The following is a 14,974-nucleotide window of genomic DNA, read 5'->3' on the forward strand; positions in this document are numbered from 1 at the left end:
ATGCAGTTCAGCGAATTGATGGCCGTTCTTTCGACCCTCGCGATCCGTCTTCAACGGGACGGCGAGGATCTGCTGGTGCAGGGCGATGACGAGGCCCTGGACGACGCACTCTGGGACAGCCTGATCCAGCACAAGGCGCAGCTTCTGCAGCAGGTGAGCGAACAGGGCGGCCACTGGCTGAGCCCGGCCTTCAGGATCACCCCGGACATGCTGCCCCTGGCGTCACTGGAGCAGCCGGCCATCGACCGCATCGTCGCCGGCGTGCCAGGGGGCGCCGCCAATGTGCAGGACATCTACCCCCTGGCGCCGCTGCAGGAAGGCATGCTCTATCACTACCTGTCCGCGCCCCAGGGCGATCCCTATGTGCTCCAGGCGCATTTCGCCTTTGCCGACCGGCAACGGCTGCAGGCCTTTGCCGAGGCCTTGCAATGGGTGATCGAGCGCCACGACATCCTGCGTACCGCGATCGTCTGGGAAAGCCTCGATGAACCGCTGCAGGTGGTCCTGCGCCAGGCGCCGCTGCAGTGTGAAGCCCTACCGCTGGACGCCGCCGGGGGCGATGCCCTGGCCCAGTTGCAGCAGCGCTACGATTCCCGGCATTTCCGCCTGGACCTGCGCCAGGCGCCGCTGTTGCGCCTGGTGCACGCCGAGGACCCGATCAACTCGCGTCAGGTGGCGTTGCTGCTGTTTCACCACATGGCCCTGGACCACGCCGCCCTGGATGTGGTGCGCCAGGAAATCCAGGCCTGTCTGCTGGGCCAGCGCGAGCAGTTGCCGCTGCCGGTGCCGTTTCGCAACCACCTGGCCCAGGCCCGCCTGGGGCAGAGCGAGGAGCGCCACGCAGCCTTCTTCCGCGACATGCTCGGGGATATCGATGAGCCGACCCTGCCGTTCGGCCTGGGGGATGTGCAGGGCGCAACCGGCCGCATTGAAGAACACCGGCTGCCTCTGGATCGCCAGCTCAGCCAGCGCCTGCGCAGCCAGGCCCGGCAACTGGGGGTGAGTGTGGCAAGCCTGATGCACCTGGCCCTGGGCCGGGTCCTGGGCCAGCTGTCCGGGCGCGAGGCGGTGGTGTTCGGCACCGTGCTGCTGGGGCGCATGGAAGTGGGCGAGGGCGGTGAGCGGGCCCTGGGCATGTTCATCAACACCCTGCCGCTGCGGGTGGATGTGGGAGCGCAAAGCGTGCGCGCCGGGGTGCTGGCGACCCATGCTCGGCTGAGCGCCTTGCTGGCCCATGAGCACGCCTCCCTGGCCCTGGCCCAGCGTTGCAGCGCAGTCAGTGCGCCGACCCCGCTGTTCAGCGCCATGCTCAACTACCGCCACAGCCACCGGGCCGATGGCGACCAGGTCCAGGAGCTGGTGCCGGGCATCCAGGTACTGGGTGCCCAGGAGCGCACCAACTACCCGCTGACCGTCAACATCGACGATCTGGGCGAGGACCTGCAGATCACCGCCCTGGTGGACGCCAGCCTGGGTGCCGAGCGCATCAGCGGCTACCTGCTGACCACCCTGGAAAGCCTGGCCCTGGCCCTGCAGGCAAACCCCGAGGCGCCGTTGTACAGCCTGGAAATGCTCCCGGCCAGCGAGCGGCGTTACCTGCTGCAGGGCCTGAACACGCCCCTGGGGCTGTACCCCGACAGCCCGCTGATCCATCAGCAGGTGGAGGCCCAGGCCCGGGTCCAGCCCGAGGCGCCGGCGCTGCTTTTCCAGGCACAGCGTCTGAGTTACGGCGAGCTCAACCGCCGCGCCAATCAGGTGGCCCATCGCTTGCTGGCGCTGGGGGTGCGTGCGGACCAGCGCGTGGCGATCTGCGTCGAGCGCGGCCTGGAAATGATCATCGGCCTGCTGGGCATCCTCAAGGCCGGTGGCGCCTACGTGCCCATCGACCCGGCCTATCCCCGGGAGCGCATCGCCTACACCCTGGAGGACAGCGCCCCGGTGGCGCTGCTGGTGCAGGCCGATACCCAGGCCCTGGTGGCCGACCTGCGGGTGCCGCTGATCGACCTCGACAGCCGCACCCTGGCCCACGAGTCCCCGGACAACCCCGACGTGCCGGGGCTGACCCCGGCCAACCTGGCCTATGTGATCTACACCTCCGGCTCCACCGGTCTGCCCAAGGGCGTGATGGTGGAACACCGCAACGTCGCCCGGCTGTTTTCCGCCACCCGCGACTGGTTCGATTTCAACTGGCGCGACGTCTGGGCGCTGTTCCATTCCTTCGCCTTCGACTTCTCGGTGTGGGAGATCTGGGGCGCCCTGATCCATGGCGGCCAGTTGCTGGTGGTGCCCCAGGTCGTCAGCCGCTCCCCGCAAGCTTGCTACGCACTGCTGTGCGAGGCCCGGGTGAGCATCCTCAACCAGACCCCCAGTGCCTTCCGCTCGCTGATTGCGGCCCAGGACCAGAGCGGGCTCAAGCATTCCCTGCGCCAGGTGATCTTCGGCGGCGAAGCCCTGGAGCCGGGAATGCTCAAGCCCTGGTACGCCCGGCTGGAGAACGTCGGCACGCAACTGGTGAACATGTACGGCATCACCGAAACCACGGTGCACGTGACCTACCGGCCGTTGCAGGCGGCGGACGCGCAATGGGTGGGCAGCAGCCCCATCGGCCGACGGATTCCCGACCTGCAACTTTATGTGCTGGACGCCCGCCGCGAGCCCTTGCCCACGGGGGTGGTGGGGGAACTGTATGTGGGGGGCGCCGGGGTGGCCCGGGGTTACCTCAACCGTGATCAACTCAACGCCGAGCGCTTCATCGCCGACCCCTTCAGCAATCGACCGGGGGCGCGGCTGTACAAGACCGGCGACCTGGCCCGCTGGCGCACCGATGGCAGCCTGGAGTACCTGGGGCGCAACGACGATCAGGTGAAGATTCGCGGTTTCCGCATCGAGCTGGGGGAGGTCCAGGCGCGGCTGGCGGCGTGCGACGGGGTGGGCGAGGCGGTGGTGATCGCCCGGGAACAGAGCCCGGGAGACAAGCGCCTGGTGGCCTATGTGATTCCCCGGCCGGGAGCGGCCCCGGGCGCCGCGCAACTGCGTGAGCAACTGCGCCAGAGCCTGGCGGAGTACATGCTGCCCAGCGCCTTCGTGCTGCTGCAGGCCTGGCCCCTGACCACCAACGGCAAGCTCGACCGCAAGGCCCTGCCGGCGCCGGACAGCGCCGCGCTGGCCCGACGCGACTATCAAGCGCCCCAGGGCGAGGTGGAGCAGGCCATCGCGAAGATCTGGCAGGAGCTGCTGCAAGTACCCCAGGTCGGGCGCCAGGACCATTTCTTCGAGCTGGGCGGCCATTCGCTGCTGGCGGTCAAACTGATGGAGCGCATGCGCCAGGTGGATCTGTGCGCCGATGTGCGGGTGCTGTTCGGCCAGCCGACCCTGGCCGCCCTGGCGGCCGCCGTGGGTGGGCAGCGCGAGGTGCAGGTGCCGGCCAACCGCATCGCAGCCGATTGCCGGCGCATCACGCCAGAGCTGCTGCCCCTGGCGGACCTCGATCAAGCGGCCATCGACCGGGTGCTGGCCCAGGTGCCCGGTGGCGCGGCCAACGTTCAGGACATCTATGCCCTGGCCCCCTTGCAGGCGGGCATCCTGTATCACCACCTGAGCAGCACCGAGGGCGATCCCTATGTGCTCCAGGTGCAGTTCGAGTTCGCCAGCGACGACGTCTTGCAGACCTTTACCCTGGCCTTGCAGCAGGTGATCCAGCGCCACGACATTTTGCGCACCAGCGTGGTCTGGGAGGGCCTCGACGCGGCGGTGCAGGTGGTCTGGCGCCAGGCTCCCCTGGAGCTGGAAGTGCTGGAGCTGGACCCCGCCCGGGGGACGATCCTCGGGCAACTGCAGGCCGGTTTCGACCCTCGTCACTATCGCCTCGACCTGGGCCGGGCACCTTTGCTGCGCCTGGTCTGTGCCCGGGACGCTGACCCGCAGCGCTGGCTGGGCATCCTGTTGCTGCATCACCTGGCCCTGGACCACAGCTCCCTTGAGGTGCTGGTGCAAGAGATCAGTGCCGTGCTGCAAGGCCACGGCGCGCAGCTGCCGCCTGCCGTGCCTTACCGCAACTATGTGGCCCAGGCGCGCCTGGGGCTTGGCGAACCGGAACATCAGGCGTTCTTTCGCCAGATGCTGGGGGACATCGACGAGCCGACCCTGGCGTTCGGCCTGCAGGACGTCAATCGCGACGGCAGCGGCATCCGCGAGCAGCAACTGCGGCTGGAACCGGCACTGTGCCGGCGTTTGCGCCAGCAGGCGCGCAGCCTTGGCGTCAGTGTCGCCAGCCTGATGCACCTGGCCTGGGGCCGGGTCCTGGGGCCGCTGTCCGGCCGCGACGACGTGGTGTTCGGCACCGTGCTGCTGGGCCGCATGCACGGCGGGGCGGGGGCCGACCGCGCCCTGGGCATGTTCATCAACACCTTGCCACTGCGGATCGGCCTGGGCCCCCAGGGCGTGGCAGAGGCCCTGGGCCATACCCATCAGCAACTGGCGCAACTGCTGGGGCATGAGCACGCCTCCCTGGCCCTGGCCCAGCGTTGCAGTGGCGTACCGGCGGCGCAGCCGCTGTTCAACAGCCTGCTCAACTACCGTCACAGCCCCCAGCAAGCCGCTGGGGACCAGGGTCCGGCGGCCTGGGACGGCATTCGCGTGCTGGCGTCCGAAGAGCGCAGCAACTACCCGCTGGCGCTGAACATCGACGATGACGGCGAGGGCTTGCGCCTGACCCTGCAGGCGGTGGCCCAGGTCAATGGCGAGCGGGTCTGCCGCTACATGGAATGCGTCCTGGAGCACCTGGCCCAGGCCCTGGAGCAGACGCCGGACATGGCCCTGCAACAGATCCCGCTGCTGCCCGCGGCCGAACGCCGGCAACTGCTGGTGGAGTTCAATGCCACGGCCCGTGACTATCCGCGCCGACAGACCCTGCACCAACTGTTCGAAGCCCAGGCCCAGGCCCATCCGCAGCGGGTGGCGGCGGTGGAGGGCGATGCGCTGCTCAGCTACGCCGAACTCAATACCCGGGCCAACCAGCTGGCCCACCATCTGCTGGAGCTGGGGGTACAGCCCGGGGATCACCTGGCGATTCTGTTGCCACGCTCCCTGGACCTGTTGCTGAGCCAGTTGGCCATCAGCAAGTGCGCCGCGGCCTATGTGCCCCTGGACATCCATGCCCCGGCCCAGCGCCAGGGTTTCATGGTCAGCGACAGCCGCAGCGTGGTCTTGCTGACCCGCAGCGACGAGGTGCTGGATTGCCCGGCCCGGCGCGTGGACCTGGATCGCCTGCGGCTGAATGCCTTGCCCACCCACAACCCGGACCTGCCCCAGTCCTCCGAGAGCGTGGCGTACATCATGTACACCTCCGGCTCCACCGGCACGCCCAAGGGGGTACGGGTGCCGCACCGGGCCATCAGCCGCTTGGTGATCAACAACGGCTACGCCGATTTCAATCCCGAGGATCGGGTGATCTTCGCCTCCAATCCGGCCTTCGACGCCAGCACCATGGACGTCTGGGGGGCCTTGCTCAACGGCGGGCGGGTGCTGGTCATCGATCACCACACCCTGTTGGACCCGGTGCGCTTCGGCCAGGCCCTGAGCACCTTGGGGGCCACGGTGCTGTTCGTCACCACGGCGCTGTTCAACCAGTATGTGCAGCTGATTCCCGAGGCCCTCAAGGGCTTGCGGATTCTCCTCTGCGGCGGCGAGCGTGCCGACCCGGCGGCCTTCCGCCGGCTCTTGGCGCACGCGCCGCAACTGCGCCTGGTGCACTGCTATGGCCCCACCGAAACCACCACCTACGCCACCACCCATGAGGTCCGGCAATTGGCGGTCGAGGCCGAGCACGTGGCCATCGGCCGGCCGATCTCCAATACCCGGGTGTATGTCCTGGATCAGCACCAGCAACCAGTGCCCCTGGGGGCCCAGGGCGAGATCGTCATTGGTGGCGATGGCGTGGCCCTGGGTTACCTCAACCGTCCCGAACTGAGCGCCGAGAAGTTCATCCGCGACCCTTTCAGCGACCAGCCGCAGGCGCTGCTGTACCGCACCGGGGACCTGGGTCGCTGGCTGGACAACGGTGTGCTGGAGTGCCTGGGTCGCAACGACGATCAGGTGAAGATTCGCGGCCTGCGCATCGAACCGGGCGAGATCGAGGCGCGCTTGCTGAGCTGTCCCGGGGTCAAGGAAGGCGTGGTCCTGGCCCGCGAGGATGAGCCCGGGGACAAGCGCCTGGTGGCCTACTACAGCGTGCAGGCCGACACCCCGGAGCCGTCCGCCGAATCCCTGCGCCAGGCGCTGCAACAGCAACTGCCGGACTACATGGTGCCCCTGGCCTATGTGCGCCTCGATGCATTGCCCCTGACCAACAACGGCAAGCTGGACCGCAAGGCCCTGCCGGCGCCGGATCAGTCGGCCCTGCTCAGCCGTGGCTTCGTCGCTCCCGAGGGCGAGGTGGAGACGGCCCTGGCACGGATCTGGAGCGAACTGCTCAAGGTCGAGCGGGTCGGGCGTCACGATCATTTCTTCGAGCTGGGCGGGCACTCGCTGCTGGCGGTGAGCCTGATCGAGCGCATGCGCCAGATCGGCCTCAGCGCCGATGTGCGGGTGCTGTTTGGCCAGCCGACCCTGGCGGCCCTGGCCGCCGCGGTGGGCAGCGGTCGCGAGGTGCAGGTGCCGGCCAATCTGATCGGCGCCGATTGCCAGGGCATCACACCAGAGCTGCTGCCGCTGATCGAACTGGACCAGCAAGCCATCGATCGGGTGGTGGCCAGCGTCCCCGGGGGCGTGGCCAATGTGCAGGACATCTACCCCCTGGCGCCGCTGCAGGAGGGCATTCTCTATCACCACCTGAGTGCCGAACAGGGCGATCCCTACCTGCTGCAATCGCGCCTGGCCTTCGACAGCCTGGAGCGTTTGCAGCGCTTTGCCGGGGCCATGCAACAGGTCATCCAGCGTCACGACATCCTGCGCACCGCGGTGCTCTGGGAGGGCTTGCCGCAGCCGCTGCAGGTGGTCTGGCGGCAGGCCGAACTGCAGGTTCTGGAGCAGGTCCTGGACCCGGCCGACGGCGATCTGCTCGAACAACTGCAGCAACGTTTCGACGCCCGCCATTGGCGCCTGGACCTGACCCGCGCGCCGCTGATCCGCCTGGTCTATGCCCGGGTCCCGGGGCAGTCGCGGGTGCTGGCGATCCTGCTGTTCCACCACCTGGCCCTGGATCACACCGCCATGGAGGTGATCGGCGAGGAAATGCGTGCGCTGCTGTTCAACCACCACGAGCGCCTGGGCACCCCGATGCCTTATCGCAACTACGTGGCCCAGGCTCGGCTGGGGGCCGGTCAGGCGGAGCACGAGGGGTTCTTCCGGCAGATGCTCGGTGATATCGACGAGCCGACCCTGGCCTTTGCCGTGGAGGATGTGCAGGGCGATGGCCGGGATATCGAAGAGGCCCGGGTGCCTGTGCCCGACGCCCTGAGCCTGCGCCTGCGCGAGCAGGCGCGGCAGTTGGGGGTCAGTGCCGCGGCGCTGATGCACCTGGCCTGGGGCCTGGTCCTGGGGCAGGTGTCCAATCGCCGGCAGGTGGTGTTCGGCACCGTGCTGATGGGGCGGATGCAGGGCGGTGAGGGCGCCGACCGGGCCCTGGGGGTGTTTATCAATACCTTGCCGCTGCGGGTGGATGTGGACGCCGGCAGCGTGCGGGCCGGGGTCCGTGCGACCCATGCCCGGCTCAGCGCCCTGCTGGCTCATGAACATGCGTCCCTGGCCCTGGCCCAGCTTTGCAGCGGGGTGCCGGCCAGCTCGCCGCTGTTCAGTGCCTTGCTCAACTACCGGCACAGCGTGGCGTACGCCGGACGCGGCGCTGGCCTGGATATCTGGCAGGGGATTGAGCTGCTGGGGGGCGAGGAGCGCAGCAACTATCCGCTGAGCCTGAGCGTCGACGACCTGGGCCAGGGCTTCAGCCTGTCGCTGCTGGCGCTGCCGGCGATTGGCGCACAGCGCATGGCCGGCTACATGCTCCAGGTGCTGGAGCAACTGGCCGATGCCCTGGAATGGAGTCCGGACCTGGACCTAGTGCAGCTCTCGGTACTGCCGACGGCGGAGCGCCAGCAGTTGCTGGAAGGCTTCAACGCCAGCGCCGCCGACTATCCCCGTGGACAGACCCTGCACGGCCTGTTCGAGGCCCGGGTGCAGGCCGCGCCCGAGGCCGTGGCCCTGGTGCAAGGGCCATTGCGCCTGAGCTACCGGCAACTGAATCAGCGGGCCAATCAACTGGCCCGGCAACTGCTGGAGCTGGGGGCCGGCCCCGACGAGCGCGTGGCGCTGTGCCTGCCGCGGGGGCCGCAACTGCTGACGGCCATGCTGGCGATTCTCAAGGCCGGAGCCAGCTATGTGCCCATCGACCCGAGCCATCCGCCGGAGCGCATCGCCTACCTGTTGCAGGACAGCGCACCGCTGGCGGTGCTGGTGCAGGGTGCTACCTGTGAGTTGCCGGAGATGCCCGGCCTGGTGCGGATCGACCTCGACGGCTGCGTCTGGCAGCAGGCGCCCCTGGACAATCCCCAGGTGCCGGGGCTGACCCCGGCGCACCTGGCCTATGTGATCTACACCTCCGGTTCCACCGGCCAGCCCAAGGGCGTGATGGTGGAGCACCAGAGCCTGGAGAACCTGGTGCAGTGGCACTGCGCGACCTTCGACCTGGGGCCGGGGCGCCACAGTTCCAGCGTCGCCGGCCTGGGTTTTGACGCCATGGCCTGGGAGGTCTGGCCGACCCTGTGCAGCGGCGCCACCTTGCACCTGCCACCGGCCGAGGTCGGCAGCCAGGACCTTGACGCCTTGCTCGGCTGGTGGCGGGCCCAGCCCCTGGATATCAGCTTCCTGCCGACGCCGGTGGCCGAGTACGCCTTCAGCCAGGGCCAGGGTCACCCGACCCTGAGCACCTTGCTGATCGGCGGCGACCGCCTGCGCCAGTTCCCGGCCGACCCGGGGTTTGCCGTGATCAACAACTACGGGCCCACCGAAGCCACGGTGGTGGCCACGTCCGGCCCAATAGCAGTGGGCGGCTCCTTGCACATCGGCCGGCCCATGGCCAATGCGCGGATCTACCTGCTGGACGAACTGCAGCGCCCGGTGCCCCTGGGGGTAATCGGTGAGCTCTACGTAGGTGGCGCCGGGGTGGCCCGGGGTTACCTCAATCGCGACGCGCTGACGGCCGAGCGTTTCCTCGACGACCCGTTCTGCGCCGAGCCCCAGGCGCGCCTGTATCGCACGGGCGACCTGGCCCGCTGGCGTGCCGACGGCAGCCTCGACTACCTGGGGCGCAACGACGATCAGGTCAAGGTCCGTGGCATGCGCATCGAGCCGGGCGAAATCGAGGCGGCGCTGCTGAGCCATCCGGCCCTCAAGGAAGCCCTGGTGCTGGTGCGCGAAGGGCGTTTGCTGGCGTACTTCACCGAGCATGCCGAGGTTTCCAACCAGGAGCTGGATCTCCAGGATTTGCGCGACCACCTGCAAGGCCGGCTGCCGGACTACATGCTGCCGGTGGCCTATGTGCGCTTGCTGGCGCTGCCCCTGACCGCCAACGGCAAGCTCGATCGCAAGGCGTTGCCACAACCGGATCAGGACGCCTGGCTGAGCCGCGAATTCGAAGCGCCCCAGGGCGAGGTGGAAAACGCCCTGGCGCAGATCTGGAGCGAGCTGCTGCAGGTGCAGCAGGTCGGGCGCCATGATCACTTCTTCGAGCTGGGCGGGCACTCGCTGCTGGCGGTGAGCCTGATCGAGCGCATGCGCCAGATCGGCCTTGGCGCCGATGTGCGAGTGCTGTTCAACCAGCCGACCCTGGCGGCCCTGGCCGCTGCGGTGGGCAGCGGTCGCGAGGTGCAGGTGCCGGCCAATCTGATCGGCGCCGATTGCCAGCGCATCACCCCCGAGCTGTTGCCGCTGATCGAACTGGACCAGGACGCCATCGAACGCATCGTCGCCACGGTGCCGGGCGGGGTGGCCAACGTGCAGGACATCTACCCCCTGGCGCCATTGCAGGAGGGCATCCTCTATCACCACCTGAGCGCCCGCCAGGGTGATCCTTACCTGCTGCAATCCCATCTGGCCTTCGCCGACCGGCAGCGCCTGGAAGACTTCACCCAGGCCTTGCAGCGCGTGGGCGAGCGCCACGACATCCTGCGCACCGCAGTGCTCTGGGAGGGCCTGAAACAGCCACTGCAGGTGGTCTGGCGCCGGGCCCGGGTGGCGGTGGAGGAGGTCATCCTCGACCCGGCCGAGGGCGACATCCTTGAGCAGTTGCAGGCACGCTTCGATGCCCGGCATTGGCGCCTGGAGCTGACCCAGGCGCCGTTGATGCGCCTGGTCCATGCCCAGGACCCGGTCCGGCAACGCACGGTGGCGATCCTGCTGTTCCATCACATCGTCCTGGACCACACCGCCCTGGAGGTGGTCCGCGAGGAAATCCAGGCCTGTCTGTTGGGGCAGGAGCCTGCCGGCACGGCGATTCCCTATCGCAACTATGTGGCCCAGGCTCGCCTGGGGGGCAGTCGCGAGGAGCATGAGGCGTTCTTCCGCGAGATGCTCGGGGACATCGACGAACCGACCCTGCCGTTCGGCCTGCAGGACGTGCAGGGCGATGGTGAGGCCATTGAAGAGTTGCAGCGGGCGCTGGACGCCGACCTGAGTGCGCGCCTGCGGGCCCAGGCTCGGCTGCTGGGGGTCAGTGCCGCGAGCCTGTTCCACCTGGCCTGGGCCCGGGTCCTGAGCGTCACCTCGGGCCAGGAGCGGGTGGTGTTCGGCACCGTGCTGCTGGGACGCCTGCAAGGCGGACTGGGGGCCGACCGGGCCCTGGGCATGTTCATCAACACCTTGCCGTTGCGGGTCGACCTGGACCACAGCGGCACCCGGGCGGCAGTCAAGGCGACCCATGCCCGGCTCAGCGCCTTGCTGGGGCACGAGCATGCTTCCCTGGCCCTGGCCCAGCGTTGCAGCGCCGTGGCCGCGCCGCTGCCGCTGTTCAGCGCCATGCTCAACTACCGCCACGGCAGCGACGCAGCGCCGAGCCCAGCCATGCAACAGGCCTGGCAAGGCATCCAGACCCTGCGCAGCGAAGAGCGCACCAACTACCCCCTGAGCCTCAACGTCGATGACCTGGGCCAGGGCTTCCGGCTGACCGCCATGACCCTGGCGCGGATCGGTGCCGAGCGCATCTGCGGCTACATGGAGCAGGCCCTGCACGCCCTGGTGGACACCCTGGAACAGGCACCCCAGCGCCCCTTGCGCCAGGTGCCGATCCTGCCGCCGGAGGAGCGCCGGCAGTTGCTGCACGCCTGCAATGCCACGACCCGGGACTATCCGCTGGAGCAGACCCTGCACGGCTTGTTCGAGGCCCAGGTACTGCGCACTCCCGAGGCATTGGCGGTGCAGGCCGGTGAGCAGCGCCTGAGCTATCACCAGCTCAACCAGCGGGCCAACCAGTTGGCCGGGCATTTGCTGCAACTGGGGGTGGGGCCCGATACCCGGGTGGCGATCTGCGTCGAGCGCGGCCTGGAAATGGTCATCGGCCTGCTGGCGATTCTCAAGGCCGGCGGCGCCTATGTGCCCATCGACCCGGCGTACCCCGCAGAACGCATCGCCTACATGCTTGAGGACAGCGCGCCCCTGGCGGTGCTGGTGCAGGCTGGCGGCCGGCCCCTTCCGGGCGAGCTGAAAGCGCCTCTGGTGGAACTCGACCGCTGGGTCTGGAGCGAGGCGCCCCAGGCCAATCCGCAACACTCTGGACTGAGCCCGAGCCATCTGGCCTATGTGATCTACACCTCCGGTTCCACCGGCCAGCCCAAGGGCGTGATGAACGAGCACCGGGCGGTGGTCAACCGCCTGCTGTGGATGCAGGAGCAGTACCGCCTGACGGCCGATGACGCGGTGCTGCAAAAGACCCCCTTCAGCTTCGACGTTTCGGTCTGGGAGTTCTTCTGGCCGCTGTTCACTGGCGCACGGCTGGTGATGGCCCGCCCCGAAGGGCACAAGGACCCGGCCTACCTGCGCCAGGTGATCCGTGATGAAGGCATCAGTACCCTGCACTTCGTGCCGTCGATGCTCGATGTGTTCCTGGCCCATGGTCAGGAAGTGGAGGACCTCGGCCTGCGCCAGGTGATGTGCAGCGGCGAGGCCTTGCCGGGCAGCCTGGTGCGGCGCTTCAAACAGCAGATGCCGCAGGTCGGGCTGCACAACCTCTACGGCCCCACCGAAGCGGCGGTGGACGTCACTGCCTGGGATTGCGCCGGGCCGTTGCACAGCACCCCGGACAACACCCCCATCGGCAAGCCCATCGCCAACACCCGCATCTACCTGCTGGACGGGCACATGCAGCCAGTGCCTCGGGGAGTGGTGGGCGAGTTGTACATCGGCGGGGTGCAGGTGGCCCGGGGTTACCTTAACCGTGAACAACTGACCGCCGAGCGCTTCCTCAAGGACCCGTTCAGTGAGGCGCCTGGAGCGCGCCTGTACCGCACTGGCGACCTGGGTCGCTATCGGGCCGACGGCGCTATCGAGTACCTGGGGCGCAACGACGATCAGGTGAAGATCCGCGGCCTGCGCATCGAGCTGGGGGAAATTCAGGCCCGCCTGACCCAGCTGGACGGGGTCAAGGAAGCGGTGGTGCTGGCCCGGGAAGATGTGCCCGGGGATCTGCGTCTGGTGGCCTACTACACCCGCCACGAAACGCACGGCCAACTGCCCATCGACAGCCTGCGGGCGCAGTTGCGCGAGCACCTGCCGGACTACATGGTGCCGGCGCTGTTCGTGCACCTGGAGGCGCTGCCCTTGAGCCCCAACGGCAAGCTGGCGCGCAAGGACCTGCCGGTTCCGGGGCGCGACGCGGCCCTGGTGCGCGAATACGAGGCGCCCATCGGAGACACGGAGATCACCCTGGCCCGGCTCTGGGCCGAGTTGCTCAATGTGGAGCGGGTGGGGCGCCACGATCACTTCTTTGAACTGGGCGGGCATTCGCTGCTGGCCGTGAGCCTGATCAGCCGGATGCGCGAAGAAGGCATGGAAGCCGATGTCAGGACGCTGTTCGAACAACCGACCCTGGCGGGCTACGCGGCAATGACCGAACGAATGGAGATCGTCCTGTGAGCGTGACCGAACTGTTGGCGACACTGAAGGAAAAAGACGTGCAACTGGTGCTCAAGGGCGAGCAACTGGTGGTCCAGGGCAACAAGCAGGCCTTGAGCGAACCGGCCCTGCTGGCCCAGCTGCGGGAATACAAACCGCAACTGATCGAGCTGATCAAGGCCGGGAAATACTCGGCCACCAAGGCCGGGCAGGTCCAGGTGCCGGCCAACGGCATCACCCCGGCGACCCGCCACATCACCCCGGACTTGCTGCCCCTGGCCGACCTCAGCCAGGAGGCCATCGAGCGCATTGTCGCCACGGTGCCGGGCGGGGTGGCCAACGTGCAGGACATCTACCCTCTGGCGCCGCTGCAGGAGGGGATTCTCTATCACCATGTCAGTGCCGTGCAGGGCGATCCCTATGTCATGCAGGCGCATTTTGCCTTCGCCAGCCGCGAGCGCCTGGAGGCCTTTGCCGAGGCCTTGCGCGGGGTCATTGCGCGCCACGATATCCTGCGCACCGCGGTGCTCTGGGATGGCCTGGAGCAGCCGATGCAGGTGGTCTGGCGCGAAGCCGCGCTGGTGCTCCAGGAGGTCGAGACCGACCCGGGCGCGGGCGACGTCATGGCCCAGTTGCATGGCCGTTTCGACGCCCGCCACTTTCGCCTGGACATCAGCCAAGCGCCGATGCTGCGCCTGGTGCATGCCTGGGACGCCGCCGGGCAGCGGATTGTCGCCATGTTGCTGTTCCATCACATGGCCCTGGATCACAGCGCCCTGGATGTGGTGCGCCATGAAATGCAGGCGTTGCTCATGGGCCAGGGCGAGCGCCTGGGGCCGGCCCTGGCGTTTCGCAACTACGTGGCCCAGGCCCGGCTGGGCACCCGCGAAGAGGAGCACGAGGCCTTCTTCCGGCAGATGCTCGGCGATATCGACGAACCGACCCTGGCGTTCGGCCTGCAGGATGTGCAGGGCGATGGGCGAGCCATCGAGGAAGCCAGCCTGACCCTGCCGGAGCCGTTGAGCCAGCACCTGCGGGCCCGGGCGCGGCAGGCCGGGGTCAGCGCCGCGAGCCTGTTCCACCTGGCCTGGGGCCGGGTGCTGGCGACCCTGGCGGGCAAGCGCAAGGTGGTGTTCGGCACGGTGCTGATGGGGCGCATGCAGGGCGCCGAGGCCACCGACCGGGCCCTGGGGATCTTCATCAACACCTTGCCGTTTCGCCTGGATGTGGACGAACGCCCCCTGGATGAGGCCCTCAAGGCCACCCATGCGCGCCTGACCACCTTGCTGCGCCATGAACACGCGGCCCTGGCCCTGGCCCAGCGCTGCAGTGGCGTGAGCGCGCCGACCCCGCTGTTCAGTGCCTTGCTCAATTACCGCCACAGCGGCGCCGCCGTCAGCACCGAGGCCCAGGCCGCCTGGGCCGGGATCAGCACCCTGCACTCCGAGGAGCGCACCAACTACCCCCTGACCCTGAGTGTCGACGACCTCGGCGCGGGCTTTGGCCTGACCTTGCTGGCCAGCACCCAGGTCGATCCGCGACCGATCCTCGACTACCTGCTGTGCACCCTGGAACACCTGGCCCAGGCTCTGGAACAGACGCCCGGGCTGGCCCTGGAACAACTGCCGATCCTGTCCCGGGACCAGCGCCAGCAGTTGCTCGAAGGCTTCAACCACAGCGCCGTGGATTACCCCCGGGGCCAGACCATCCATGAGCGCATCCAGGCCCAGGCGGCCCGTACCCCTGAAGCGGTGGCCGCCTGGTACCAGGGCTGCGCCCTGAGCTACGCCCAGCTCAACCAGCAGGCCAATGTGCTGGCCCGGCAATTGCGCGAGCTGGGCGTGCAGCCCGACGACCGGGTGGCCATCGTTGCCCGGCG

2 protein-coding genes (1 of these 2 running past the window's edge) are annotated in these 14,974 nt (G+C 68.5%); both read left to right on the forward strand.

Annotated elements, in window-relative coordinates:
- Positions 1 to 13,116, forward strand: coding sequence for a non-ribosomal peptide synthetase (locus tag LOY69_RS10915; protein ID WP_265074523.1), 13,116 nt, complete (start codon positions 1 to 3; stop codon positions 13,114 to 13,116).
- Positions 13,113 to 14,974 carry the beginning of a non-ribosomal peptide synthetase gene (locus LOY69_RS10920; RefSeq protein WP_265074524.1) on the forward strand. It continues 12,862 nt past the right edge of the window, so only the first 1,862 of its 14,724 coding nucleotides appear in the window; the start codon lies at positions 13,113 to 13,115; the stop codon falls past the right edge of the window. Before LOY69_RS10915 ends, LOY69_RS10920 begins: the two co-directional genes overlap by 4 nt.

The sequence above is a fragment of the Pseudomonas sp. B21-059 genome, from assembly GCF_026016285.1.
In the GTDB taxonomy this organism is placed as follows: domain Bacteria; phylum Pseudomonadota; class Gammaproteobacteria; order Pseudomonadales; family Pseudomonadaceae; genus Aquipseudomonas; species Aquipseudomonas danubii.

Bases quoted from the DNA above. Each gene is read 5' to 3' on its own strand.
- LOY69_RS10915 (WP_265074523.1), top strand. From the start codon at position 1: ATGCAGTTCAGCGAATTGATGGCCGTTCTTTCGACCCTCGCGATCCGT.